Raw genomic sequence first — 25,645 nt, 5'->3', positions numbered from 1 at the left:
AGCTTGCGGGGCATGTCTACTAAATACCGATTTCGCGATACGTACCGCATTCAACTGCGAGAGAAGGATCATCCGCCGCCCCATGTTCACCTGACCGGTGGCGGGCTGGATGTAATGCTCAGCCTGGAAACTGTCGAGGTGATGGTCGGGAGAGCGCCGCCGTTGATAATCAGGGAAGCGCAGCAATGGGTCAGGGCCCATCAAGCGCAATTGCTGGAGGAGTGGAAACGATGCTACCCATGAAACGACCACGGCTGTCTGCCGTGCAGGCATTACAGGATTACCGGCTGGCGCTGACGTTTATCGACGGTCAGCAACTGACCCTCGATTTGAGCGGTGACTTGCAGGCTTACCCGGGATTGCAGCCATTGCTCGAGCGTGGCGCCTTCCAAGGTGCAACCCTGGGCGATGATGGCTGGAGCGTCGAGTGGCCTGAGCTGGATATCCAGATTGGCGCAGACACCTTGTATCTGGATGCGCTCGCGCAAAACGCCGCGGACGAGAATACCCGGATCTTTATCGACTGGCGTGCCCGCACCGGGTTGCCGCTCAATCAGGCGGCCGAGGCGTTAGGCGTTAGCGCCCGCAGCATCACCCGCTACAGCAGTGGCCGCGAAACCGTGCCGCGTTCGCTGGCGCTGGCCTGCCTGGGCTGGGACTCCTTGCAGCAGCAATCAGGCACGGCGAGAGCGGCCGAAGAAACCGGCCGTTACACCGTGACGCGCAAACCTTAGCCGGCCTCAGGCTTCGACCGCTCGTATCGGGCATTGAATGCCTGAATGAAACCGTTACGCAAAATCTGCAAAAACGCCTCGAACGCGTTGATGTCCTGTCGATGCACATTGCCGCTCAGTGCCACTCGCGTCGCAAACTGGTTTTTGCCCTGGTTTTTCAGCACGGTTTCGGAGCCCCCGACAATGGCTTCCCAAATGGAGCGAAAAATCCCTTTATCCTTGTTTTCCACATCCTGTTGCCAGTCGAATACATCGACGTCTTTAAGCAGCGGTTTGATGTAGCCGGTCAATTTGGCCTTTTTGGCTTGCGCTTCAATCACCACATCACCATGGCCCGCGTTGAAATCGAATTTGCCATAAGCCGAAGCAAAGTCATTCATGCGTTTGAGTTCGATGTTTTTGGCTCGCAGGCGGAATTCGAACTCTTCAAAGTTACTTAACGGATCAAACGTCGCCGTGGTTTCCAGGGGCGCGTGTCCCAGCAGCAGTGCTTTGCCTTCAAAGCGCGCGTCGCGCTTGCCTTCTTTGTCGACGACGTTGGTCAGGTTGTAAATGCTCGCATTGACCTCGGTGGCGTTCATGTTCACGGGAGGCTTTGAATTGAAATTCCGAAACGTGATTTTGCCGTCGTAAATTCGCACTTCGTCGAGGGTGATCGGCGCCAGTTTGCTCAATTGTGCACGCCAGTCGGTGCCTTGACCGGTCTGCGAATTTTTCTTGTTGGCGCCGCCGTCGACGAAGTTCACCTCTGGGTTGAAGAACTGCACCTTGGCGACCACGGCGTGATCGGACCACAGCGAGTGCCAACTGACGGACAGGTCGATCAGCGGCGCGTTGACGAACGGCACGGGGACCTTGCCGTCGACCTTGACGATTTTCAGCCCGTTGATTTTGTAGGCGCCGCGCCACCAGGCCAGGTCCACGTCGGTGATCTGGCCACGGTAGTCGCCCATGTCGGCGAGCTTGTCGTTCAGATAGTCACGCACCAGGTAGGGCAGGGCGATATGCAAGGCAATCAATAGCACAACGAGACCGGCGAGGATCCACAAGGGCCAGCTGTATCGACGTTTCATGATGGCAAATCTCCAGCGATGTAAGACCATTGACTACGGTGGTCAGCGGACGTTCGACCTGACTGGACGACCACGGGCAACAGGCATACCGTGAAGGGCTAATTCAACGCTGCATAAGGACCCAGCCATGAGTCGTATTTTTGCTGACAACGCTCATTCCATCGGTAATACGCCGCTGGTGCAGATCAACCGGATTGCGCCGCGTGGCGTGACCATCCTCGCCAAGATCGAGGGGCGCAACCCCGGGTATTCGGTCAAGTGTCGAATCGGCGCAAACATGATCTGGGACGCCGAAAGCACCGGCAAACTCAAGCCCGGCATGACGATCGTTGAACCCACTTCCGGCAATACCGGCATTGGCCTGGCCTTCGTCGCCGCAGCGCGCGGTTACAAGTTGATGCTGACCATGCCCGCGTCCATGAGCATCGAACGTCGCAAAGTGCTGAAGGCGCTGGGCGCCGAACTGGTGTTGACCGAGCCTGCGAAGGGGATGAAAGGCGCCATTGAAAAAGCCGCTGAAATCGTCGCCAGCGACCCGTCCACTTACTTCATGCCGGCGCAGTTCGAAAACCCGGCCAACCCGGCCATCCACGAAAAAACCACTGGACCGGAAATCTGGAACGACACCGACGGCGCGGTTGATGTGCTGGTGGCAGGCGTCGGAACGGGCGGCACCATTACCGGGGTCTCGCGGTATATCAAGAATACCCAGGGCAAACCGATTATCTCGGTGGCGGTCGAGCCGGTAGTGTCTCCGGTGATCACTCAAGCGCTGGCCGGTGAAGAGATCAAACCCAGCCCGCACAAGATCCAGGGCATCGGAGCCGGATTTGTCCCGAAAAACCTCGACCTGTCGATCGTCGACCGGGTGGAGCTGGTCACCGACGACGAGTCCAAGGCCATGGCACTGCGCTTGATGCAGGAAGAAGGCATTTTGTGCGGCATTTCCTGCGGCGCTGCGATGGCGGTGGCCGTGCGCCTGGCGGAAACCCCGGAAATGCAGGGCAAGACCATCGTGGTCATTCTGCCGGACTCCGGGGAACGGTACCTGTCGAGCATGCTTTTCAGTGACTTGTTTACCGAGCAGGAAAATCAGCAGTAGGAGCTGCCGGAGGCTCGGGCCGCGTTCGGACGATCTTTTGATTCGATCTGCAACTAGTTGTCGGGGCTGATTCACGTCAGCCCCCGTTCAGGTGACCTGTGATAAGAAGGGCTTTATTACATTTTCCTCAACACTGAATGTTGAGTGAGGCGGGTATTTCCCGCGGCGGGCAGTGTTTATCATGCTCGCCTGCAACGTCGGGTACATGGCGTTGTGCAGAGTTGTTTCTTATCAAGGAGTTGTTGATGACCTTTTCCTTTGCCGCAAAGGCATCGCTGTTGCTGCTGTTCTTCGGCAGTACCCTCTATGTGCATTTGCGCGGCAAGGCGCGTTTGCCGGTTTTGCGGCAGTTCGTCAATCATTCAGCATTGTTCGCACCCTATAACGCGTTGATGTATGTGTTTTCCAGCGTGCCGTCCAGGCCGTATCTGGACCGCAGAAAATTTCCTGAACTGGATGTGCTGAGGGACAACTGGGAAGTCATTCGCGACGAAGCCATGCACCTGTTCGACGAGGGTTATATCCGCGCTGCCGAAGGGAATAACGACGCAGGTTTCGGCTCGTTTTTCAAAAAAGGCTGGAAGCGTTTTTATCTGAAGTGGTACGACAAACCTCTGCCATCGGCTCAGGCCCTGTGCCCGAAAACCGTCGCACTGGTCAGCAGCATTCCCAGTATCAAAGGCGCCATGTTTGCGTTGCTGCCGGGCGGCAGTCATCTCAACCCGCACCGTGACCCGTTCGCCGGTTCGTTGCGGTATCACCTGGGGCTGTCCACGCCCAACTCTGACGATTGCCGCATTTTCGTCGATGGCCAGATTTATGCCTGGCGCGATGGCGAAGATGTGATGTTCGATGAGACCTATGTTCACTGGGTCAAGAATGAAACCGGAGAGACCCGGGTGATTCTGTTTTGCGACGTTGAACGCCCGTTGAGCAATCGCCTGATGACTCGCATCAACCGCTGGATCAGCGCCTGCCTCGGTCGCGCCACGGCACCGCAGAACCTGAACGACGAGCGGGTGGGCGGGATCAACAAGGCTTACGCCTGGAGCAAGCGTTCCAGCGACCAGGTCAGTGGCGTGGTCAGACAGTGGAAGCGGCGTAACCCCAGGGCCTACCGCGTGTTGCGGCCAGTGCTGGCGGTGGTGGTGTTGACGTTGTTGGGGTATTGGTTGGTTGCTTAAAAGCGGGCGGACCAGCCGAACTGCTGGTTCAGCCTTACGCGGCCCCCTGTAGGAGCAGCCGGTCGACGCTCGATTGCTCGCGATGGACGACAACGATATCGCGTGCTGTCTGAATGATCGCGTTGTCCGGAGGTTTTTCGCGAGCAAGCTCGCTCCTACAATTGTTGCCGTTCCCGGCCGTGAAAAGCGGGACCAATGGCGGCCGTTACCGAAACAACGGCCCTGCTTTACTTGGTCAACGCATGCTCCGCCCGCACTGAATTCATGAACGCCTGCATCGCCGACGACTGAATCCTGTGTCGCCGGGTAATCAACCCATAGGGCGGCAGTCGCGCTTCAAACTTGATCGGCAACACCGCCAGCAAATCGCGGCCCGGATAATCTTCGACCACCGACACCGGCGTGACGCCCAGCATGTCGGTCTGCTGGATCAACGACAGCAAGGTCATGATCGAGGTGGTTTCGACGATGCTGCTGGGAATGTCGACCCGCGCATTGTGAAACACCTGATTGATGATCGCGCGCATCGGGCTCGGCTGTTGTTGCAGCACCCAGGTCATGTTCTGCAACTCGGCCCAGCTCAGGTTTTTCTCCTTCGCCAACGGATTCTGCGCACCGGCAATTACGCACAAGGCTTCTTCACCGAGGCTGTCGAACAGCAACTCTTCCGCCCGTGCGCCTACCGGAATCCGGCCCAGCACGATATCCAGTTGATCCTGCAGCAAGGCCTGCACCAGCACGTCGCTGGTATCCACCTGGATGCTCATCGACAACCGTGGATGGCTTTGCTTCAAGGTCGCGATGGTGCGCGTCAGCAAACCCGAGGCCAGTGCCGGAATGGCGCCGACCGCGACCCGCCCCAAATTGCCGGATTCGAGTGCCACCAGTTCTTCGCGCATGCCGCTCAGTTCGGCAAACACCATGCGCGCGTAGTAAATGACGGTTTCCCCGAACGGGGTGGAGCGCATGCCCCGAGGCAAGCGTTCGAAGAGCTCGACGCCGAGCAAATCCTCGGCTTCGTGGAGCATCTTGGTCGCAGCCGGTTGGGTCATGCCGATGTGGTCGGCGGCGCGGCGCAGGGAGCCGAACTCTTGCAATGCCAGCATCAGCCGCAGTTGGCGCAGACGCAGTCGGCTGTGGATTACGTTGGCTTCTGGAATTCGGGTCATGGGCCGCGCTCGCGAAAAAGACTGCGGCAAGCCTGACAACAAATGTCAGGCGTTGCCAGCATTGCTGTGTCACAGCACCGATTTGGGCTTGGCGACGTGGGGTTTACGCAAGCCGAGCAGGGCGCCCAGTGCCTTGGAAATCAGCGGCCAGAACAGCATCAGCAGCGCCGCGGTGGTCAGGCACCCGACCAATGGGTTGGACCAGAAAATCCCCAAGTGGCCGTCAGAGAACAGCATCGATTGACGGAACGCGTCTTCAGCCTTGTCGCCCAACACCGCCGCCAACACCAGCGGCGCAATCGGGTAACCGAGCTTCTTGAACAAATAACCCAGCGCACCAAAGCTCAGCATCAGCACGACGTCGAAGAACGAGTTGTGCACCGAGTAGGCACCGATGGCGCAGACCATGATGATGATCGGCGCAATGATCGAGAACGGAATGCGCAGGATCGAGGCGAACAGCGGCACGGTGGCCAACACCACGATCAGGCTCACCACGTTGCCCAGGTACATGCTCGCGATCAGGCCCCAGACAAAATCATGTTGCTCGACGAACAGCGTCGGGCCGGGGTGCAGGCCCCAGATCATCAAGCCACCGAGCATCACCGCAGCGGTCGCCGAACCGGGAATGCCCAGGGTCAGCATCGGCAGCAGGGCACTGGTGCCGGCCGCGTGGTCGGCGGTTTCCGGGGCGATCACGCCTTCGAGTTCACCCTTGCCGAAGTTCTCGCGATTCTTCGAGAAGCGCCGCGCCAGGCTGTAGCTCATGAACGACGCCGCAGTCGGCCCGCCCGGCGTGATGCCCATCCAGCAACCGACCAGCGTGCTGCGCAGAATCGTCCACCAGTAACGCGGCAACTTGGCCCAGGTGCGCAGAATCACCATCGGCGTAATGCGCGCATGTTCACCGCGAAACACCAGGCCTTCCTCGACCGTGCAGAGGATTTCGCCGATGCCGAACAGGCCGATCACCGCCACCTCGAAACTGATCCCGGTCATCAGCGTCGGCTGATCGAAGGTCAGGCGCAGGTTGCCGGACACGGTGTCCATGCCGACCGCCGCCATGGCAAAACCGATCATCATCGCCACCACGGTTTTCAGCGGCGGGTTCTTGCTCATGCCGATGAAGGTGCAGAACGCCAACAGGTACACCGCGAAGAATTCCGGCGAGCTGAATGACATGGCAAACGCGGCAATTTTTGTCGACAGAAAGGTCAGTAGCAACACCCCGGCCAGCGCGCCGATCAATGCCGAACTGAACGCCGCGGTCAACGCTTCGGCGGCGCGGCCTTCGCGGGCCATCGGGTAGCCGTCGAAGGTGGTCGCCACCGATGACGGCTCACCAGGAATGTTGAACAGAATCGAGGTGATCGAGCCGCCGAACAGCGCGCCCCAATACATGCACGACAGCAGAATGATCGCCGACACTGGCGACATGGTGAACGTCAGCGGCAGCAGCAACGCCACGCCGTTGGGGGCGCCGAGGCCGGGCAGTACGCCGACCAGAATGCCCAGCAGCACGCCGATCACCATCAGGCCGATGTGGCCCGGGGTCAGGATCAGGTTCATGCCTTGCAGCAGGGAATCGAATTCGCTCATTTGAAGCTTCTCCCGGCCAGAGTTATCCAGTCGCCCAACGGGCCGTCATCCAGCGGGACCTTGAACCACAGCGCAAAAATCAGGTAGCTGGCGAGCACCGCACCGAGGGCGACGGTGGCAATCATCCACTTGCTGTAAGGTTTGTCGCGCACCCTGTCACGCCACATGAACCAGGCGATGAAGCAGGCCGACGCCACGTAGATGCCGGTGAACGGCATGGCGCCGACAAACAGCGCAATCGGGATAAACACCGACAGCACTTGCCTGAACGCGCTGCGACTGACGAAGGCAATACTCAACGCGTGCCAGCGCACCACGGTCAACACGCCGTTGGCCACGCTCGCGGCGCTGAGCATCAGGCCGATGTAAAAGGGGAAGTAACCCGGCTCGGGGCCGGAATCGCCCCAGCCGATACCTTGTTCGACACTGCCGAACATCACCACCACGCCGATCAGCGCGGTGAAGACAGCCAGGCCGAGTTCGATCCAGCGGGTACCGACCAGCGCCGGTGAATCCGAAGAATGGGACATGAAAGCACCTCCAGAGGTGACGGCCGTGCGCACGCGGACGGCCGTCGGCAACTCAGTTTTTCAGCCAGCCGGCTTCTTTGAACACCGGGGTGACGCGGGCGGTGTCTTTCTCGATGTAGGCGGTCAGCGGCTCGCCTTCGAGGAAGGTCGGCACCAGCGCGTTCTGCTTGACGTACGCCTTGAACTCCGGGGTCTCGGTGACTTTGCGCATCAGCTCGACATAGAACGCGCGCTGTTCGGCGGTGACTTCGCCGGGCATGAACACGGTACGCGGGAAGCGGTACTGATCGATGCCCAGACCCTGTTCGTGGCAGGTCGGCACATCGGCCCAGGATTTGTCGCCAGCGACCTTCTCGGTATAGCTCATGCGCTCTTTACTGAAGACGCACAGCGGTTCGACCTGATCGCCGCGCCATTGGCTGATGCTTTCGCTGGGGTTGTTGACGTTGGCGGCGATGTGTTTGCCGGCCAGTTGGGTCGCGGCTTCGCTGCCGCTCTTGAACGGGATGTACACCAGTTTGCTGTTGTTGGTCTGGTTCAGCAGCAGGGTCAGGGTCTGATCGACATCCTTGGACTGGCTGCCGCCCATGCGCAACTTCGACGGATCGGCCTTGGCCGCTTCATAGAAACCTTTGGCGTCCTTCCACGGCGCGTCCTTGTAGCTCCAGAGAATGAAGTCGTCCTCGGCCACGGCGGCGACAGGGGTCAGTTCCTGCCATTGGTAACCAAGCTTCGACACCAGCGGCAGCAGGTAGATGTTGTTGGTGCCGATCACCAGTTTTTCCGGATCGCCCTTGTTCATCTTCAGGTCGAGGAATGCTTCGGCGCCGTTGCCGCCACCCTTGTTGAGGACGATGGTATTGACGTCGAGGAACTTGTGGGTGGTGATGATCGACTGGATCAAACGGCCGAGTTGGTCGGTGCCGCCACCGGGGCCGCCAGCGACGACGATTTCGACGTTCTTGTCCGGCTGCCAGGCGGCGCTGGCGAGAGCAGGAAGGGCGCCGGCGGCGACCAGCGAGCAACCAAGAAACAGACGGGAAGTGCGACGGACGAATGCATTTCGCATGGAAGGGCCTCGTTTTTGTAGTTGTTATGAGTGACTTGTCGGAGCGGTAAAGCTGCAAGCCTGGCCTGAGTGTGGGAAGCCTCCGCCGCCGCGTCTAGTCAAAACAATACATACACCGATAGCCTGGGGTTATAGCAGGCGCCGGATGAAAATCAGTGGATCTGCAAAAGCTTTGCGCTAGAGCCGTTCGCGGCGAAAGACGAGGCGTTGGTGGAACAGTGAAAGCGTCCTGAAAGCAGGGTGTGCCATAACCCGAGGCTATCGCCTTATTTCAAGTTTTGATTAGACGGTTATCACTGGGCCTTCGATAGTGCCCATCAACACCGTAAAAACGCGGCATTGCTGCACCCACAAAAATAATAAACCGAGGTACGCACCATGGCTCGTCCCAGTGCTTCCCTGCATCTGCCCGCCGCAGATGTTCAGCCAACGGCAGCGGCCACACCGCTGACCGGCACCACCAAAGCCAGCAGCGTGCGCTGGCGGATCTTCGCGATCATCTTCGCGCTGACCATGGTCAACCTGATCGACCGGGTGTCGCTGTCCATTGCGATGCCGACCATCGCCCATGAATTTTCCCTGTCGCCGAGCATGCAAGGGCTGATCCTCAGCAGCTTTTTCTGGGCCTACGCATTGCTGCAGATTCCCGGCGGCTGGATGATCGACCGCTTCGGGCCGCACCGGGTGATCAGTTGGTCCACCGGGTTGTGGGGCACCTTCCAGGTGCTGGCAGCTTTCGCGACGGGCGGCTTGTCATTGTTGTTTGCCCGGGTCGCCCTCGGTGCGGCAGAGGCGCCTTTATTCCCGTCCGGCGGCAAGCTGATCTCACTGTGGCTGGCACCCAGCGAACGCAGTCGCGGCGCAGTGTTGATGGACAGTGGCAGCCCGTTGGGCGTGGCGCTCGGCGGGTTGATCATTGCTTATCTGATCGCATCGCTTGATTCGTGGCGCCTGGCCTTTGTGATCGCCGGCATTGCGACGCTGGTGCTGGCGTGGCTGGCACGGCGTTATCTGCGCGACGACCCGGCCAGCCACCCGCAAGTGAACGCCGGGGAGCTGGAAAAGATTAATGCCGGCCGCGCCACCCCTGCCGCCGAAGCGGCCCGTGTGCCGGTCAAAGGGCTGGGCATTGCGCCGCGTTCCCTGAGCGGTTTGCTGATTGGCCGCGCCAGTTGGGCGATGGTGTATTTCGGGCTGCTGACCTGGGGCCCGAGTTACCTGGCGCAGGCGCGTGGCTTCGATATCAAGGGTATTGGCGCCGCGACTTTCGTGATTTTCGTCTGCGGTGCGCTGGGGTCGTTGACCGGCGGTTTCCTCTGCGACGGGCTGATCCGCAAAGGCGTCAGTCGCGGTGTCGCGGTCAAGAGCCTGCTGGCTTTTTCCGGGCTGGTGGCCCTCGGCGCGTTCCTGCTGCTGCCCACCTTGAGCAACCCTTTTGCGGCCGTGGCGTTGTTGGCCATGACCGCGTTTTTCCTGATGTGGGGCAGCCTCTATTGGAGCTTTCCTGCGCTCTTGGCGGCGCCTGCTCGGGTCGGGCTGATCGGCGGCGTGATGAACATGGCCGGCAGCACCGGCGGGATTGCAGTGCCGATTCTGGTCGGTGTGATCCTGCAAGTGTCCGGTGGTTTTGCCCCGGTGCTGGGCTTCTTCGCCGCGTGCTCGGCGGTCTTCGTGTTCGCTACGTTGTTCATCAGCCTCGACGAGGTGCGGCATGACTAAAACGTATGACGGCCCGATCATCGACGCCCATCACCACTTCTGGGACCCGACGATCAATCACCATCCGTGGCTCGCGCCCGAGGCCAACATTGCGTTTCGCTACGGCGATTACAGCGCGATCAAACGGCGCTATTACCCCGACGATTACTTCGCCGATGCCGGTGCGCACAAAGTCGTGAAAACCGTGTACATCGAGACCGAATGGGACCCGCAGGACCCGATCGGCGAGACCCGCTTCATCGAGCAACTCGCCGCCCGCTACGGGGTGCCCAATGCGATCGTCGCGCAAGCCTGGCTCGATCACCCGGACGCCATTGCAGTGCTCGCCGAGCAAGCCAGTTTCAAGTGTGTGCGCAGCGTTCGCCACAAACCCGGCGGGCCGACGTCGCCGGCGCAAGTCGGGCATGTGCGCAGCCTGATGAGCGACGAGCAGTGGCGCCGCAGTTACGCCGCGCTGCAAGGCTTGGGGCTGCATTTCGATTTGCAGACCCCTTGGTGGAACCTGCACGAAGCCGAGCGTCTGGCCCGGGATTTTCCCGGCACCACGCTGATCCTGAACCACGCCGGGTTGCCTAATGACCGCAGCGCCGAAGGCCTGGCCGGTTGGCGTCGGGCAATGGCGCGACTGGCGGAGTGGCCGAACGTGCAGGTGAAAATTTCCGGTCTTGGCCTTGCAGGTCGAGCATGGCGCGCCAAGGACAACGCCTGGATCGTGCGCGAAGTGATCGCCATGTTCGGCGCGGCGCGGGTGATGTTTGCCAGCAACTTTCCGGTGGACAGCCTGTGCGGCTCGTTCGACGACATCTACAGCGGTTTCAAATCCATTGTTGCTGACCTGCCCACAGCGGATCAGGAGCAACTGTTCTACAGCAACGCGCAGCGGGTTTACCGCTGCGAGCCTTGCGCCATTGACCGTACATGGCCCGAACCCTTGAGGAGTAAAGCATGAACAAGACAACCATCGCCATGGTCCTGGGTGACCCGGCGGGCATTGGCCCGGAACTGATCGCACGCCTGCTCGCGGAGCCCGCGGTGCGCAGTCAGGCCAACGTGATCCTGATTGCGGACGAGGCGGAAATGCAGCGCGGCATGCGCATCGCCGGCGTCGAGTTTCCGTACCGGCGTGTCGAGTCGCTGGAGCAGCTGTCGTTTGTCGATGACACGCCGCTGTTCTATGACTTTCGCGGCGACACCCTCGGTGAGTTTCCGCGCAGTGAAGCCAGTGTCATCGGCGGTCGCTACAGCCTCGACACCCTGGAAAAAGCCCTGCGCCTGACCGAGTCCGGTACCACCGATGCCATCTTGTTCGGGCCGTTGAACAAGACCTCGCTGCACATGGCCGGCATGGCCCACAACGATGAGCTGCACTGGTTTGCCGAACTGCTGGATTTCCACGGGCCGTTCTGCGAGTTCAACGTGCTCGACAACCTCTGGACCTCGCGAGTGACCTCACACGTGGCGCTGGCCGAGGTGCCGGGCATGCTCACACAAGCGCGGGTGGTGGAAGCGATCCAGTTGATCGACACCGCCCTCAAACGCAACGGACTGGAAAAACCGCGCATCGGCGTGTGCGGCTTGAACCCGCACAACGGCGACAACGGCTCGTTCGGTCGCGAAGAGCTGGACATCATTGGTCCGGCGGTACGCTCGGCGCAGGCGTTGGGGATTGCGGCGGAAGGGCCGTATCCCGGCGACACGATTTTTCTCAAGGTGCAAGGCGATGCCAGCGCGTTTGACGCCGTGGTGACGATGTATCACGACCAGGGGCAGATCGCGATCAAGTTGATGGGTTTCTCCCGTGGCGTGACGGTGCAGGGCGGCCTGCCGATCCCGATCACCACGCCGGCCCACGGCACCGCGTTTGATATCGCCGGCCAGGGCAAGGCGAACCCCGGCGCAATCCGCCAGGCCTTCGAAATCGCCTGCCGGATGGGTACTAACAGCTACTAAACGCAGGAGATCAAAAGATCGCAGCCTTCGGCAGCTCCTACGGAACGCAGGAGATCAAAAGATCGCAGCCTTCGGCAGCTCCTACGGAACGCGGGAGATCAAAAGATCGCAGCCTTCGGCAGCTCCTACAGGGATCGCATTCACCTGTAGGAGCTGCCGAAGGCTGCGATCTTTTTTGTTTGGCGGCTGATAACCCGATCTACCTGAGAACTCGTCATAGCGATCACCCCAGGTTATCGATGGATGTGCATAAGTGATTATCCGCCACCCCCGGGCGCTGGCTAAAGTCGCTCCATCGAATGCCAGTCACCCGCGTCCGAGGGGCTCTGCGCACACGACTCAAACAACTACAAAAAGCCGGCAGCGCAAGGAATTCGTACCCATGAAAATCAAAGCAATCCGTACCCGCGTTTTCGAGTGGAAAGGCAAAGTCGTTCCGCCGCAAGCGCACTTCTGCACCAACGCCAGCGACATCCTGTTCGAACGCGGCGACGCCATGGGCTCGTTCCGTTTCCACGGCTGGCTGGTGGTGGAAGTCGAGACCGATACCGGCCTTGTCGGCATCGGTAACTGCGCCCTCGCGCCACGGGTGGCCAAGGAAATCATCGACACCTACCTCGCGCCGATCGCCATTGGCGAAGACCCGTTCGACAACGAATACATCTGGCAGAAAATGTACCGCCAGAGCCACGCCTGGGGCCGCAAAGGCATCGGCATGGCGGCGATCTCGGCGATCGACATCGCGATCTGGGACATCATGGGCAAAGCCGTCAACAAACCGGTGTTCAAATTGCTTGGCGGGCGCACCAAGGAAAAGATCTGGACCTACGCCTCTAAGCTCTACGCCAACGACAACCTCGACCTGTTCCTCGAAGAAGCCCAGGGCTATCTGAACCAGGGTTTCACCGCGCTGAAAATGCGCTTCGGCTACGGCCCGAAGGACGGCCCGGCAGGCATGCGCAAGAACATCGAACAAGTGCGCGCCCTGCGTGAACTGGCCGGCCCGGACATCGACATCATGCTCGAGTGCTACATGGGCTGGACCCTGGAATACGCGCGCCGCATGTTGCCCAAACTTGCCGAGTTCGAACCGCGCTGGCTTGAAGAACCGGTGATCGCCGACGACATCGAAGGCTACATCGAGCTGAAGAAAATGGGGATCATGCCGATCTCCGGCGGCGAGCACGAGTTCACGTCCTACGGCTTCAAGGACCTGCTGGAACGCCGCGCCATCGACGTGATCCAGTACGACACCAACCGTGTCGGCGGCATCACAGCCGCGCGCAAAATCAACGCCATGGCCGAAGCCTGGTCGGTGCCGGTCATCCCCCACGCCGGGCAAATGCATAACTATCACCTGACCATGTCCACCACCGCCTCGCCGATGGCCGAGTTCTTCCCGGTGTTCGACGTTGAAGTCGGCAACGAACTGTTCTACTACGTGTTCAAGGGCGAGCCGCAACCGGTCAACGGCTACATCCAGCTGGACGACGACAAGCCGGGTCTGGGACTGGAAATTTCCGATGAGTACTTGAGCGACTTCAACATCATCGAGTGACCCTCAATCCCTGACTTTCCGGAGGCCGTCATGCGCCTGATTCAATTTGAAAACACTGCCGGTGAACGCCAGGTCGGCGTCGTCGAAGGCTCACAGGTCCAGGTGCTCAAAGGCACCCGCAGCACCCGTGAACTGGCACTCGCGGCGATCCGTGCGAAACGCAGCCTGCAAGAAGAAGTCGCCCAGCGCGGCACCGAACCGGGTCCGGATTACGCTGAGCTATTGCAGCAGGGCAACGTCCTGCCGCCGCTGGACCACGAAGACCCGGCGCACTGCCTGATCAGCGGCACCGGCCTGACCCATCTGGGCAGTGCGTCGGCCCGGGACAAGATGCACCAGCAGGACGGCGCGGTTGAAGCCGGCATGACCGACACCATGCGCATTTTCAAGTGGGGCCTGGAGGGAGGCAAACCGGCGGCCGGACAGGTAGGCGCGCAGCCGGAGTGGTTCTACAAGGGCGACGGCAGCATCGTCGTGCGCCCCGGCGCAGACTTTCCGCTGCCGCCGTTTGCCGAGGATGCCGGCGAAGAACCGGAGCTGACCGGTCTCTATGTGATCGGCGACGACGGCCTGCCGTATCGCCTCGGTTATGCGCTGGGCAACGAGTTCTCCGACCATGTGATGGAGCGGCGCAATTACCTGTACCTAGCCCACTCGAAACTGCGCTTCTGCGCCTACGGGCCGGAGCTGCGGGTGGGTGAATTGCCCAAACATCTGGCCGGCACCAGCCGCATCGTCCGCAACGGCGAAACCCTCTGGGAAAAAGAGTTTCTCAGCGGCGAAGACAACATGTGCCACAGCCTCGCCAACCTCGAATTCCATCACTTCAAGTACGCGCAGTTTTTGCGCCCCGGCGATGTCCACGTGCATTACTTCGGCACCGCCACGCTGTCGTTTGCCGACGGCGTGAAAACCCGGCCGGGGGATCGCTTCCAGATCAGCCTCGATGCGTTCGGCGCGCCGCTGGAAAACGGTATCGGCGAAGGCGCCCAGCCGTTGGCCATCGGCCAGATTCGTGCGCTTTAAGCCTTCAATCACCGGCGCAGTCTGCCGGTCAAGGAATTCCTGATGACCACGCAACCTGGACACAATTACATCGGCGGTCGCCGCAGCGCCAATGGCACTGTGCAACTGCAAAGCCTCGACGCGACCACCGGTGAGCCGTTACCCGGAACGTTCTTCCAGGCAACCGACGAGGAAGTGGATGCGGCCGCCACAGCCGCGGCCGCGGCGTTCCCGATCTATCGCAACCTGAGCGCGGAAAAACGTGCGGCATTCCTCGACGCCATCGCCGATGAAATCGACGCGCTGGGGGATGAGTTCGTCGCCACTGTCTGCCGCGAAACGGCATTGCCAACCGCGCGGATTCAGGGTGAGCGCGGCCGCACCAGTGGCCAGATGCGCCTGTTCGCCAAGGTCCTGCGGCGCGGCGATTTTTATGGGGCGCGGATTGATCGGGCACTGCCGGATCGCCAGCCATTGCCGCGTCCGGATCTGCGCCAGTTCCGCATCGCCATCGGCCCGGTGGCGGTGTTCGGTGCGAGCAACTTTCCGCTCGCGTTTTCGACGGCGGGCGGCGATACCGCATCGGCACTGGCCGCCGGTTGCCCGGTGGTGTTCAAGGCGCACAGTGGGCACATGGCTACGGCCGAGTGGGTGGCGGACGCGATCCTGCGCGCCGCCGAACGCACGGGCATGCCGGCCGGTGTGTTCAACATGATTTATGGCGGTGGCGTTGGTGAATGGCTGGTCAAGCACCCGGCGATCCAGGCCGTGGGCTTCACCGGTTCGCTCAAGGGCGGCAATGCCCTGAGCCAGATGGCCGCGACCCGGCCGCAACCGATCCCGGTGTTTGCCGAGATGTCGAGCATCAACCCGGTGTTCCTGTTGCCCGAGGCGCTGGCGGTGCGTGGCGAGCAGATCGCTGCGCAACTGGCCGGTTCGGTGACGCTGGGCTGCGGTCAATTCTGCACCAACCCGGGGTTGGTCATCGGGTTGCGCTCGCCGCAGTTCAGCGATTTTTTGCGGCAGTTCTGCGCCAATATGCACGAACAGCCGGCGCAAACCATGCTCAACGCCGGCGCACTGGTCAGCTACAGCAAAGGCCTCGGCGAGTTGCACGAGCACCCCGGCCTGACGCATCTGGCGGGCAGATCGCAGCAGGGTGTTCAGGCGCAGCCGCAGGTGTTCAAGGCTGATGTCAGCCTGTTGCTCAAGGGCGATGAATTGCTACAGGAAGAAGTGTTCGGCCCGACCACCATCGTCATTGAAGTCGATGATCAGGCGCAGCTTTCGGCGGCTCTGAATGGCTTGCGCGGGCAACTGACGGCGACGTTGATAGGTGAGGCCGGGGAGCTATTGGAGTACCGCTGGCTGGCCGAATTGCTGCAGGAAAAAGTCGGGCGGGTTTTGCTCAATGGCTATCCGACCGGGGTCGAAGTCTGCGAGGCGATGGTGCATGGCGGGCCGTATCCGGCGACGTCGGATGCCCGGGCAACCTCAGTCGGGACGCTGGCGATCGATCGATTCCTGCGGCCGGTGTGCTTCCAGAATTATCCCGATGAATTGCTGCCCGAAGCGTTGCAGAACGCTAATCCGCTGGGGATTCGGCGGTTGGTGGATGGGGAGGTGAGCCAGTCGGCCGTTTAGCGTATGAGCAATCGCCATCGCGAGCAAGCTCGCTCCCACAGGTTCAGCGCAATCCCTGTGGGAGCGAGCTTGCTCGCGAAGGCGTCATCAGCAACACAGCAAAACTATCTGCCAGCCACCGCCGGCTTCAACACCAACCACAACGCCGCCGCAATCAACACCCCGCCATAAATGTGCGCCATCGACAGCGGCTCATCCAGCAACAGCGCCCCCCACAGCACCCCGAACGGCGGAATCAGGAACGTCGTTGTCATCGATTTCAACGGCCCGATCGAGCTCAGCAAGCGAAAGTAAATAATGTACGCAAACGCCGTACACCCCAGGCCCAGTCCCAACAGCGACAGCCACACGCTCCAGCCACCCCAGCTCGCGGGAGGCTGGGTGATCACGCTGTAACCGAACAGCGGCAGCAAAAACAACGTCGCTCCGAGCATGCTGCCGAGCGCTGAAAGCTGGCTGTCGAGACCACCGGCCTGATCGAGCCAGCGACGGGCGAGAAACCCGGCAAAACCGTAGCAGGTGGTGGCGAGCAGGCAGGCGAGGGCACCCATCAGCAATTGCATATCGAAAGCCACCGGCCCGGCCCGGGTCAGGATACCGACGCCGAACAGCCCCAGGAACACCCCCCCGAGCTTGGCCGCAGTGAGTCGTTCACTGAAAAACAGACCGCCGATCAACACGCCCATCAACGGCGTGGTGGCGTTGAAAATCGCCGAGTAACCGGCCGGCAGCACCTGCGCTGCCACCGAATATAAAGTCGCCGGAATCCCCGAGTTGATCACCCCGAGCAGCATCACGGTCTTGAGTTTGCCTTTGAAGTCCCAGCTGACCCGCATCAGACCGAGGATCACCAACAACCCGACCGCTGCAATCGATACCCGGAAAAACGCCGTGGGTACAGTGCCAATCACCGGGGCGATGATCCGCATGAACAGAAAACTCGCACCCCAGATGGCCGCCAACGACAGTAAACGAACGGTATCGACAGGGCTCACGGTGCTCTCCTTCCTTGATGGGGTCGAGAGTGTTGCCGAGGGGCTTGTCTATGGCAACCGCTAACTGGGCATTGAAATTACTAGCCTAATGTTTCGGCGCAATTTTGGTCGTTGGTATGGGAAGGCTGACTATGGCTTCGCTAAATCCCACTCGCATTGTTTCAACCGATCATTATCCGACTCGTCTTGGGTTTCAATATCGCCATTTTCGTCAAGGTATATGTGGGTTTCGGGCCACTTGGGCGTGACGCTGATGCAATGCCAACGGCCTCGCTGGCTTTGCCAGGAAAACTCCATGAAAAATTGGCTATTGGGAAATATAAATCCGTTGTCACTTACGGAACTCCCGGGTGGCATGCGTCCCCTATAAATCCGGTCTTTGACATTCCAGACGTACCGTAGCTCTTCCCGACCTTCTTTAGGGTAGTGAACCGTTACAGTGGGTAGTGCGCTGTGCCAAATGGCAATCCCTAACAGAGGCAGTAATGGAATCGATAACCACCACCCATATCGTTTTTTGCCTTTAATCGCAGACGTGGACACTGATACCTTCTCCCCACTCGTTTGGCGCAACTGCCAACACTTCATCCATCACTAGTCTTGGTGTAATCCCTCCGTCTGGAAACTGGTTGGCGAGCTTCACTCCGATGCTGATCGATACCCGATCAGCGACATCGTCCCATGATCGCAATGCGGTCCATGGGCTAGCCGAAGGATGAGGGCCGGGAAGTGTCCTATCCGTTTTCGGTTTACTTTTTAATTCCTCTACTTTTCTCACGGTGTCCGAGGCAATCTGTTCAGCCCCAGCACCATCCAGCAGCACACTTTCTGAAAGTCCACCGATTATCCCGACGTAACCGTAGTGGACGTTCGACCAAATGTCGTAGTAGTAATCGTACTTCCCCTGCTTATGACGCACTCCGGGAAACAGCTGACGGAGTTTTGGCTTGTGATCCCATTCTTGATCCTGGCCAACTTTCCGGGTCCATATCGCTGCCGCTGCAACTTTCTTCGCTTTTGCGATGCTGGCAAAGTCAGGTGGTCCGTTCATACGCGCAGGCCATGGTAGTCGCGCAAATTCTTTCGCCGCCGAGTCGTGATCATAATCAATCAGCTTCCTCATCTCCAAAACAGCGGGATCACCTATATTTTTGTTCATCTCCCCTGCAATGTAATCCGCCAACTCTTCCATCATGTCCGGATGAGGGCACGACTGTGCAATGCAAAAGGATATATAGAACGGCGGGATTTCGGTGTTCGGAAACCAAACCACCATGTCCTGGTACTCCGGCGGAAAGACCGGTTTACCGAGGATTTTTCCAGCCATTTCCGTCGGCGGGTACACCCATACTGGAGGCAATGGCGGCGCGTCTTTCACCTTCGGCATTGGCGTCGCTGCGGCGGGTGTCCAGGTCAATTTGACGCCTTGCCCCAATTCAACGACAAATTGCTCGCCCTCTGCGGTCGCCGCGATGACGGGTACGTTTTCCCACTCCTTGTTTTTGCCGGTGTAAAAGCCATAACCGCGAACCGAGTCGTCCGCGAGTCGCTCGACCTGGAGTCGGACGCGGGTCTTGGCGGTTGTGAGCGTTGTGTATTGATCGAGGGTGTACAGCGCGCAGTCGGTTGAGGTCAGGTCGGACACGAGCACAAGCGCGAGAATATCCAGATTCGCTGGCTCGGCAGTCAGCGTCCCACCCAGGCGTGCGTTCAGGGCCGTGGCGCTGATGGAGCCACCAAACCATGCCAGCGATGCGCTGGCCGAGTCGCTGCCGAGCACGCCAAAGACGCCATATTGCGTCAGCAATTCCACGGGAATGAATCCGCTTGGGCTGCTGTGGTTGATCACACCTTCTGGCAACCCGCAGGATTTTGCGAAAACGCAGCCGCGGATTTCCGATTGGGCGAGTGGCTGTTGCGGTGTTGCATTGCGGCGGGCTTCATCGCGAGCCTGAGCGTGTTCATAGCGAAGAATGTCTGCTTCCTGGCGACGTAGCTCGTCCAGGGTCGGGCGGGGGCGGCATTGGGCACACGTACACGGCATGAAAGCGTTCGTACTTTCTTTGAAAAGCGAACGCTAGCGGTTAGTTCAATTGTCGGCTGTAGGGCTATTCTGAAATTCACTACTCCTTTTTCCTTTTTTGTTGGGCCGCCGGCAATCTCATTGCCCGAAAATTCCACTTCTCCTGCACCCGCTTCAATGGCTAAGCTCAGGGCTCCCGAATTCCCGCAGAGGTCTCACCATGCCGCAGCAATGGCCAGCCGCCGACATCGCCCGAATGATCCTCGATGGCTTTGACGATTACCGCGAGCATTTTCGCCAGATCACCGACGGCGCCCGGGCCCGTTTCGAGCAGGCGCAGTGGCAGGAGACGCAAGTCGCCTCGGCGGCGCGGATCAATCTTTACGAAGAGAAAGTCAGCGAAACGGTAGAACGGCTGCGCATCGCGTTTGATGCCGACACGCTGGACGTCAGTTGCTGGCCGCTGGTCAAGAGCGCGTACATCACGCTGATCGACCTGCGCTTCGACGATGAATTGTCCGAGACCTGGTACAACTCGATCTTCTGCGGGCTGTTCAGCCATGACCTGATCAGCGACGGCTGCATGTTCATCCACACCACCCGGCCGAGCCTGCGCCGGGCCCGCGCCGCACAAACCCGCACTTACAAACCTCAGGGGCAGTTGTCCGGCATGCTCGCGAGCATTTTTGCCGACTACCGCTTCAGCGAGGACTACGCCGACCTGGCCGGCGATCTGCATCGACTCGAAGCGCAACTGCGCGAGAACCTGCCGGACTGGGTGTGCAAGGACCCGGAGTTGAGCGTCGAGCTGTTCTCCTCGGTGCTCTATCGCAACAAGGGCGCCTACCTGGTTGGGCGCATCTATACCAAAGATGAGCAATGGCCACTGGCGATTCCGCTGCTGCACCTTGAAGGGCGCGGCATCCAGATCGATGCGTTGATCACCGACGAAGCCGATGTCTCGATTATCTTCTCGTTCACCCGTTCGTATTTCATGGTGGACGTGCCGGTGCCAGCGGAATTCATCGGTTTCCTCAAACGCATCCTGCCGGGCAAGCACATCGCCGAGCTGTACACCTCGATCGGCTTCTACAAACACGGCAAGTCCGAGTTCTACCGGGCGCTGATCAATCACCTGGCCAACACCGACGACCAGTTCATCATGGCGCCGGGCGTGCGCGGCATGGTGATGAGTGTGTTCACCCTGCCGGGGTTCAACACGGTCTTCAAAATAATCAAGGACCGTTTCTCGCCGTCGAAAAACGTCAACCGCGCGACGGTGATCGAGAAGTATCGCCTGGTCAAAAGCGTCGACCGCGTCGGGCGCATGGCTGATACCCAGGAGTTTGCCGACTTCCGTTTCCCGCTGAGCAAGTTCGACCCGGAGTGCCTGGCAGAGCTACTGGACGTCGCGCCTTCCACGGTGTCGGTGGAAGGCGACACCGTGCTGATCCGCCACTGCTGGACCGAGCGGCGCATGACCCCGTTGAACCTGTACCTGGAAAACGCCAACGAGGCGCAGGTGCGTGAAGCGCTGGAAGATTACGGCCTGGCGATCAAGCAACTGGCGGCGGCGAATATCTTTCCCGGCGATATGCTGCTGAAAAACTTCGGCGTCACCCGCCACGGTCGCGTGGTGTTTTATGACTACGACGAGATCTGCTTCCTGACCGAGGCCAACTTCCGCCACATCCCGCAACCGCGTACGCCGGAAGACGAGATGGCGTCGGAGCCGTGGTATTCGATTGGGCCGCTGGATGTGTTCCCGGAGGAGTTCCCGCCGTTCCTGTTTGCCGATTCGGGCCAGCGCAGGTTGTTTGATGAGTTGCATGGCGAGCTGTACAACGCCGATTACTGGAAAAGCCTGCAAGAGGCGATTCGCGCCGGCAAGGTCATTGACGTGTTCCCGTATCGGCGTAAAGGCCTCGATAACGAATAACCCACCGGCTGACCCCCTTTGGGGATGTGATTTACTGTGGCGAGGGGATTCATCCCCGTTCGGCTGCGCAGCAGTCGCCCAACCATTCGATTCGGTCTGTCTGACAATTCGCGGTGGGTTTTGGGACCGCTTCGCGGTCCAACGGGGATAAATCCCCTCGCCACAAAAGCAGGTTGCATTCGTCGCCGCATGCGCAAATCTGCGACAATCCGCCCCCTGCGCCACTAGACGACTTATTGCTTACCTGATGACTGACGAATCGCCTTCAATCGACAAACTGCTGAATAACCTCGATCACGCCATGCTCGCCGACCGCCACCGGCTGCGGCGGCAGTTGCTGGAGCTGCGCAAGAAACCCGACGAGGCCAAGCTGGCCCAGTGGGTGACGCGCCTGCAGGCGTCCTGCGATCAGGTGCTGGCGCGGCGAGCCAGCCTGCCCGTGATTCGTTACGACGACAGTTTGCCGATCGCCGCCAAGCGCGACGAAATCAAAGCGGCGCTGCTCAAGCATCAGGTGCTGATCATTGCCGGCGAAACCGGTTCGGGTAAAACCACCCAGTTGCCGAAGATCTGCCTGGAAATCGGTCGCGGCCAGCATGGCCTGATCGGCCACACCCAGCCGCGTCGAATCGCGGCGCGCAGTGTCGCCAGCCGGGTCGCCGAAGAACTGGCGACGCCCCTGGGTTCGCTGGTCGGCTATCAGGTGCGCTTCGAGGATCAGAGCGATTCCAACACCCTGATCAAACTGATGACCGACGGCATCCTGCTGGCTGAAACCCAGAACGACCGCTACCTCGAACGCTACGACACCATCATCGTCGACGAAGCCCACGAGCGCAGTCTGAACATCGACTTTCTGCTCGGCTACCTGAAGACCCTGCTGCCCCGTCGTCCGGACCTGAAAGTTATCATCACCTCGGCGACCATCGATCTTGAGCGCTTCTCCAAACATTTCGATGACGCACCGATTGTCGAAGTCTCCGGCCGCACCTTCCCGGTGGAAACCTGGTATCGGCCACTGACCCTGGAGCAGGACGAGGAGGGCAACCGCGTCGAGGATGACTTGACCGTGGATCAGGCGATCCTCGCCACCCTCGATGAAATCGCCGCGTTCGAACGCAGCGAGCGCAAGAGCCCCGGCGATGTGCTGGTGTTTCTGCCCGGCGAGCGGGAGATTCGCGACGCCGCCGACATGCTGCGCAAGGCCCAGCTCAAGCACACCGAAATCCTGCCGTTGTACGCGCGGTTATCGCCGGCGGAACAGCAGCGGATTTTCCAGTCGCACCCAGGCCGTCGCGTGGTGCTGGCGACCAACGTTGCCGAAACTTCGCTGACCGTGCCGGGCATTCGTTACGTGATCGACAGCGGCACTGCGCGCATCAGCCGTTACAGCTATCGCGCCAAGGTTCAGCGCCTGCCGATCGAAGCGATTTCCCAGGCCAGCGCCAATCAGCGTAAAGGCCGCTGCGGACGGGTCGAGCCGGGCATTTGCGTGCGGTTGTTCAGCGAAGAAGATTTCCTCGGTCGCCCGGAATTTACCGACCCGGAAATCCTGCGGACCAACCTTGCCGCCGTGATCCTGCAGATGCTCCATCTGCGTCTCGGCGAGATCACCGATTTCCCGTTTATCGAGCCGCCGGATGGCAAAGCCATCAGCGACGGTTTCAACTTGCTGCAAGAACTCTCGGCAGTGGACCGCAACAGCCAGCTGACGCCGCTGGGTCGTAACCTGGCGCGTTTGCCGGTGGACCCGCGCATGGGCCGCATGCTGCTGGAAGCGGCGAAACTCGGCAGCTTGCAGGAAGTGCTGATCGTTGCCAGCGCCATGTCGATCCAGGACCCGCGCGAACGTCCGCCAGAGCGCCAGCAAGCGGCGGATCAGGCCCACGCACAATGGAAGGACGTAGACTCGGACTTCGCCGGGCTGGTCAATCTGTGGCGTGGTTTTGAAGAGCAGCGCCAGGCGTTGACCGCGAGCCCGCTGCGCAACTGGTGCCGCAAGAATTTCCTCAATTACCTGCGCCTGCGCGAGTGGCGCGATTCGCACCGTCAGCTCAGCCTGATCTGCCGCGACATGCAATTGAGCCTCAATAAAGAGCCGGCGGATTACCCGAAGCTGCACAAAGCGGTGCTGTCCGGATTGCTCAGCCAGATCGGCCAGAAAACCGAGGACGGCGATTACCTCGGCGCCCGTCAGCGGCGGTTCTGGATTCACCCGTCATCGGGCCTCGGCAAGAAGCGTCCGCAATGGCTGATGACCGCCGAGCTGGTGGAAACCACCAAGCTGTATGCGCGCATGGTGGCCAAGATCGACGCCGACTGGATCGAGCCGCTGGCCGGGCACCTGATCAAGAAAAACCACTTCGAACCGCATTGGGAGAAGAAGCGCGGACAGGTTGTGGCGTTCGAACAGATCACCCTGTTCGGGCTAATCGTGGTCGGTCGCCGGCCGGTGCATTACGGGCCTATTGATCCGGTGGTGTCCCGTGAGTTTTTCATTCGCGAAGGCTTGGTGCGCGGCGAGATTCAATCCAGAGCCAAGTGCCTGACCGCCAACGCACAGTTGCTGGAACAACTCGACGAACTGGAAGCCAAGGCCCGCCGCCGTGACATTCTGGCCGACGAAGAAACCCTGTTCGCCTTCTACGACGCGCGATTGCCGGCGGAAATTCACCAGACCGCGACCTTCGACAGCTGGTATCGGGTCAACAGCCAGAAAGATCCGCAATTACTGATCATGCGCGAAGAAGACGTGCTGGCCCGCGAGGCCAGTGAAGTCACCGCATTGCATTACCCGGACACCTTGCACATCGGTGATCTGGAACTGTCATTGAGTTACCACTTCGAACCCAACCACCCACGCGACGGCGTGACCTTGCGGGTGCCGGCGCCGCTATTGCCGATGCTGCCGCCGGAACGCCTGGAATGGCTGGTGCCCGGCGTGATCGAGGCCAAGTGCATCGCGCTGGTGCGCAATTTACCTAAAGCCCTGCGCAAAAATTTCGTGCCGGTGCCGGACTTCGTCAAAGCCGCGTTGCAACGCATGACCTTCGCCGAGGGCTCGTTGCCTCAGGCCTTGGGCCGCGAATTGCTGCGCATGACCGGTGCGCGGGTCAGCGATGAGGCCTGGGCCGAAGCGGCGCAGCAGGTGGAAAGTCACTTGCGGATGAACCTGGAAATCGTCGATGGCCAGGGCAAATTCCTCGGCGAGGGGCGTGATCTGGCGCAACTGACTGCGCGATTCGCGCAGGCGAGTCAGGCGGCATTGGCGGTGCCGCAAACGGCGAAAAGTCAGCAGCCGGTCGAAGCGAAGGTCTTCGCAGCGGTGGCGGAAAAGACTCAGCAGAAGATCGCCGGGCTGTCGATGACGGTGTATCCGGCGCTGGTCGAAGAGGCGGGCACGGTCAAGGAAGGGCGATTCTCGACGCCGGCCGAAGCTGAGTTCCAGCATCGCCGGGCGTTACAGCGTTTGTTGATGCAGCAACTGGCGGAACCGGCGAAGTTCCTGCGCGGCAAGTTGCCGGGGCTCACCGAGCTGGGCCTGATGTACCGCGACATGGGGCGGATCGACAGCCTGGTGGAAGACATTCTGCTGGCCAGTCTCGACAGCTGCATCCTCGATGGCGAAGACCCTTTGCCGCGAGACGGTGCCGGGCTGGCGGCGCTGGCCGAGCGTAAACGCGGTGGCTGGACCGAGCACGCCGAGCGTCTGGCGAAGCTGACCCTGGAGATTCTCAAGCTCTGGCACGGCCTGCAAAAACGCTTCAAGGGCAAGATCGACCTGGCGCAAGCCGTGGCCCTGAACGACATCAAGCAGCAGCTCAGTCATCTGGTGTACCCGGGTTTTGTCCGGGAAACGCCGATGCAGTGGCTCAAGGAGCTGCCGCGTTACCTGAAAGCCATCGAGCAGCGCTTCGAAAAACTCGGCGCTCAGGTGCAAAAGGATCGAGTGTGGAGCGGCGAATTGTCCGGTCTCTGGGCTCAATACCAGGCCCGCGCCAGCAAACACGCCCAGGAAGGCAAGCGCGATCCGCAGCTGGAGTTGTACCGCTGGTGGCTGGAGGAATACCGGGTTTCGCTGTTCGCCCAGCAACTGGGGACCAAAGTGCCAATCTCCGACAAGCGCTTGAGCAAGCAATGGAGCCAGGTCGAACCCTGAAAACACCTCAATTCCCTGTAGGAGCTGCCGAAGGCTGCGATCTTTTGATCTTCAGGTGTCGCGACAAACAAAGATCAAAAGATCGCAGCCTTCGGCAGCTCCTACAGGTGAAGGCAAAAGGCGCCAAACCCCAACGTTTATGGCAAACTTCGCGCCTATAAACGCCGGCCCCGCGGTTTTGAGCCCTTCAAGG

Annotated in this window: 19 protein-coding genes; 12 read left to right on the top strand and 7 right to left on the bottom strand. The window is 60.3% G+C overall.

Annotated elements, in window-relative coordinates; all coding sequences use genetic code 11:
* The first annotated feature begins 12 nt into the window (after window positions 1-12).
* Window positions 13-243 (top strand): DUF4160 domain-containing protein, encoded by a 231-nt coding sequence (locus tag F8N62_RS28425; RefSeq protein WP_150713795.1) that lies wholly within the window; start codon window positions 13-15, stop codon window positions 241-243.
* Complete coding sequence (locus F8N62_RS28420) at window positions 231-734, top strand: DUF2442 domain-containing protein (protein WP_150713794.1); 504 nt, start codon at window positions 231-233, stop codon at window positions 732-734. The genes F8N62_RS28425 and F8N62_RS28420 overlap by 13 nt, the downstream gene beginning before the upstream one ends.
* Here the strand turns inward: F8N62_RS28420 and F8N62_RS28415 are convergent.
* Complete coding sequence (locus F8N62_RS28415) at window positions 731-1,807, bottom strand: DUF748 domain-containing protein (protein WP_150713793.1); 1,077 nt, start codon at window positions 1,805-1,807, stop codon at window positions 731-733. The genes F8N62_RS28420 and F8N62_RS28415 overlap by 4 nt on opposite strands.
* Window positions 1,808-1,934: 127 nt before the next feature.
* Here F8N62_RS28415 and cysK point away from each other — a divergent pair, with 127 nt between their 5' ends.
* Window positions 1,935-2,909 carry a cysteine synthase A gene (gene cysK / locus F8N62_RS28410; protein WP_150713792.1) on the top strand — a complete coding sequence of 325 codons (975 nt, stop codon included), beginning with the start codon at window positions 1,935-1,937 and terminating at the stop codon, window positions 2,907-2,909.
* A gap of 245 nt (window positions 2,910-3,154) precedes the next feature.
* Window positions 3,155-4,093 (top strand): aspartyl/asparaginyl beta-hydroxylase domain-containing protein, encoded by a 939-nt coding sequence (locus F8N62_RS28405; RefSeq protein WP_150713791.1) that lies wholly within the window; start codon window positions 3,155-3,157, stop codon window positions 4,091-4,093.
* Window positions 4,094-4,320: 227 nt separating this feature from the next.
* Here the strand turns inward: F8N62_RS28405 and F8N62_RS28395 are convergent, their stop codons facing one another.
* The 4 genes from F8N62_RS28395 to F8N62_RS28380 all read right to left on the bottom strand — a co-directional run bounded on the left by F8N62_RS28395 (window position 4,321) and on the right by F8N62_RS28380 (window position 8,460).
* Window positions 4,321-5,262 (bottom strand): LysR family transcriptional regulator, encoded by a 942-nt coding sequence (locus tag F8N62_RS28395; protein WP_150713789.1) that lies wholly within the window; start codon window positions 5,260-5,262, stop codon window positions 4,321-4,323.
* Between the two features lie 69 nt (window positions 5,263-5,331).
* Window positions 5,332-6,861, bottom strand: coding sequence for a tripartite tricarboxylate transporter permease (locus tag F8N62_RS28390; RefSeq protein ID WP_150713788.1), 1,530 nt, complete (start codon window positions 6,859-6,861; stop codon window positions 5,332-5,334).
* Entirely contained in the window at window positions 6,858-7,391 is a 534-nt protein-coding gene (locus F8N62_RS28385; protein WP_150713787.1) for a tripartite tricarboxylate transporter TctB family protein, read from the bottom strand. Before F8N62_RS28385 ends, F8N62_RS28390 begins: the two co-directional genes overlap by 4 nt.
* A 52-nt stretch (window positions 7,392-7,443) precedes the next feature.
* Window positions 7,444-8,460: a Bug family tripartite tricarboxylate transporter substrate binding protein gene (locus F8N62_RS28380; protein ID WP_150713786.1), complete on the bottom strand. Its 1,017-nt coding sequence runs from the start codon at window positions 8,458-8,460 to the stop codon at window positions 7,444-7,446.
* A gap of 378 nt (window positions 8,461-8,838) precedes the next feature.
* Between F8N62_RS28380 and F8N62_RS28375 the strand changes: the two genes are divergently transcribed.
* From F8N62_RS28375 to F8N62_RS28350, 6 genes are all read left to right on the top strand, one after another.
* Entirely contained in the window at window positions 8,839-10,179 is a 1,341-nt protein-coding gene (locus F8N62_RS28375) for an MFS transporter (RefSeq protein ID WP_150713785.1), read from the top strand.
* A complete protein-coding gene (locus F8N62_RS28370) occupies window positions 10,172-11,128 on the top strand; it encodes an amidohydrolase family protein (protein WP_150713784.1) in 957 nt (318 codons plus the stop codon). Before F8N62_RS28375 ends, F8N62_RS28370 begins: the two co-directional genes overlap by 8 nt.
* Window positions 11,125-12,129 carry a 4-hydroxythreonine-4-phosphate dehydrogenase PdxA gene (locus F8N62_RS28365; protein ID WP_150713783.1) on the top strand — a complete coding sequence of 335 codons (1,005 nt, stop codon included), beginning with the start codon at window positions 11,125-11,127 and terminating at the stop codon, window positions 12,127-12,129. The genes F8N62_RS28370 and F8N62_RS28365 overlap by 4 nt, the downstream gene beginning before the upstream one ends.
* 382 nt (window positions 12,130-12,511) lie before the next feature.
* Window positions 12,512-13,687, top strand: a complete 1,176-nt coding sequence (locus tag F8N62_RS28360; protein ID WP_064679200.1) for an L-rhamnonate dehydratase — start codon at window positions 12,512-12,514, stop codon at window positions 13,685-13,687.
* A 30-nt stretch (window positions 13,688-13,717) separates the two neighbouring features.
* Window positions 13,718-14,713 carry an AraD1 family protein gene (gene araD1, locus F8N62_RS28355; protein ID WP_150713782.1) on the top strand — a complete coding sequence of 332 codons (996 nt, stop codon included), beginning with the start codon at window positions 13,718-13,720 and terminating at the stop codon, window positions 14,711-14,713.
* 42 nt (window positions 14,714-14,755) lie between these two features.
* Complete coding sequence (locus tag F8N62_RS28350; RefSeq protein ID WP_150713781.1) at window positions 14,756-16,336, top strand: aldehyde dehydrogenase (NADP(+)); 1,581 nt, start codon at window positions 14,756-14,758, stop codon at window positions 16,334-16,336.
* A gap of 104 nt (window positions 16,337-16,440) precedes the next feature.
* Here the strand turns inward: F8N62_RS28350 and F8N62_RS28345 are convergent, their stop codons facing one another.
* A complete protein-coding gene (locus F8N62_RS28345; RefSeq protein WP_150713780.1) occupies window positions 16,441-17,331 on the bottom strand; it encodes a DMT family transporter in 891 nt (296 codons plus the stop codon).
* 523 nt (window positions 17,332-17,854) lie between these two features.
* Window positions 17,855-19,144 (bottom strand): polymorphic toxin type 44 domain-containing protein, encoded by a 1,290-nt coding sequence (locus tag F8N62_RS32005; protein WP_224791428.1) that lies wholly within the window; start codon window positions 19,142-19,144, stop codon window positions 17,855-17,857.
* A 430-nt stretch (window positions 19,145-19,574) separates the two neighbouring features.
* Between F8N62_RS32005 and aceK the strand changes: the two genes are divergently transcribed.
* Entirely contained in the window at window positions 19,575-21,293 is a 1,719-nt protein-coding gene (aceK, locus tag F8N62_RS28330; RefSeq protein ID WP_150713778.1) for a bifunctional isocitrate dehydrogenase kinase/phosphatase, read from the top strand.
* Window positions 21,294-21,540: 247 nt separating this feature from the next.
* Window positions 21,541-25,452: an ATP-dependent RNA helicase HrpA gene (gene hrpA / locus F8N62_RS28325; RefSeq protein ID WP_150713777.1), complete on the top strand. Its 3,912-nt coding sequence runs from the start codon at window positions 21,541-21,543 to the stop codon at window positions 25,450-25,452.
* Window positions 25,453-25,645: the final 193 nt, after the last annotated feature.

This window comes from Pseudomonas fluorescens (genome assembly GCF_902497785.1).
Classification (GTDB): domain Bacteria; phylum Pseudomonadota; class Gammaproteobacteria; order Pseudomonadales; family Pseudomonadaceae; genus Aquipseudomonas; species Aquipseudomonas fluorescens_BO.
This window is presented reverse-complemented; position numbering and strand designations above follow the sequence as displayed.

What these genes read in the sequence shown, in the direction of transcription:
- F8N62_RS28370 (WP_150713784.1), top strand. Translation starts at nt 10,172, where the DNA reads ATGACTAAAACGTATGACGGCCCGATCATCGACGCCCATCACCACTTC.
- F8N62_RS28380 (WP_150713786.1), bottom strand. Translation starts at nt 8,460, where the DNA reads ATGCGAAATGCATTCGTCCGTCGCACTTCCCGTCTGTTTCTTGGTTGC.
- F8N62_RS28350 (WP_150713781.1), top strand. Translation starts at nt 14,756, where the DNA reads ATGACCACGCAACCTGGACACAATTACATCGGCGGTCGCCGCAGCGCC.
- F8N62_RS28385 (WP_150713787.1), bottom strand. Translation starts at nt 7,391, where the DNA reads ATGTCCCATTCTTCGGATTCACCGGCGCTGGTCGGTACCCGCTGGATC.
- F8N62_RS28375 (WP_150713785.1), top strand. Translation starts at nt 8,839, where the DNA reads ATGGCTCGTCCCAGTGCTTCCCTGCATCTGCCCGCCGCAGATGTTCAG.
- F8N62_RS28415 (WP_150713793.1), bottom strand. Translation starts at nt 1,807, where the DNA reads ATGAAACGTCGATACAGCTGGCCCTTGTGGATCCTCGCCGGTCTCGTT.
- araD1 (WP_150713782.1), top strand. Translation starts at nt 13,718, where the DNA reads ATGCGCCTGATTCAATTTGAAAACACTGCCGGTGAACGCCAGGTCGGC.
- hrpA (WP_150713777.1), top strand. Translation starts at nt 21,541, where the DNA reads ATGACTGACGAATCGCCTTCAATCGACAAACTGCTGAATAACCTCGAT.
- aceK (WP_150713778.1), top strand. Translation starts at nt 19,575, where the DNA reads ATGCCGCAGCAATGGCCAGCCGCCGACATCGCCCGAATGATCCTCGAT.
- F8N62_RS28390 (WP_150713788.1), bottom strand. Translation starts at nt 6,861, where the DNA reads ATGAGCGAATTCGATTCCCTGCTGCAAGGCATGAACCTGATCCTGACC.
- F8N62_RS28365 (WP_150713783.1), top strand. Translation starts at nt 11,125, where the DNA reads ATGAACAAGACAACCATCGCCATGGTCCTGGGTGACCCGGCGGGCATT.
- F8N62_RS28425 (WP_150713795.1), top strand. Translation starts at nt 13, where the DNA reads ATGTCTACTAAATACCGATTTCGCGATACGTACCGCATTCAACTGCGA.
- F8N62_RS28360 (WP_064679200.1), top strand. Translation starts at nt 12,512, where the DNA reads ATGAAAATCAAAGCAATCCGTACCCGCGTTTTCGAGTGGAAAGGCAAA.
- F8N62_RS28420 (WP_150713794.1), top strand. Translation starts at nt 231, where the DNA reads ATGCTACCCATGAAACGACCACGGCTGTCTGCCGTGCAGGCATTACAG.
- cysK (WP_150713792.1), top strand. Translation starts at nt 1,935, where the DNA reads ATGAGTCGTATTTTTGCTGACAACGCTCATTCCATCGGTAATACGCCG.
- F8N62_RS28395 (WP_150713789.1), bottom strand. Translation starts at nt 5,262, where the DNA reads ATGACCCGAATTCCAGAAGCCAACGTAATCCACAGCCGACTGCGTCTG.
- F8N62_RS28405 (WP_150713791.1), top strand. Translation starts at nt 3,155, where the DNA reads ATGACCTTTTCCTTTGCCGCAAAGGCATCGCTGTTGCTGCTGTTCTTC.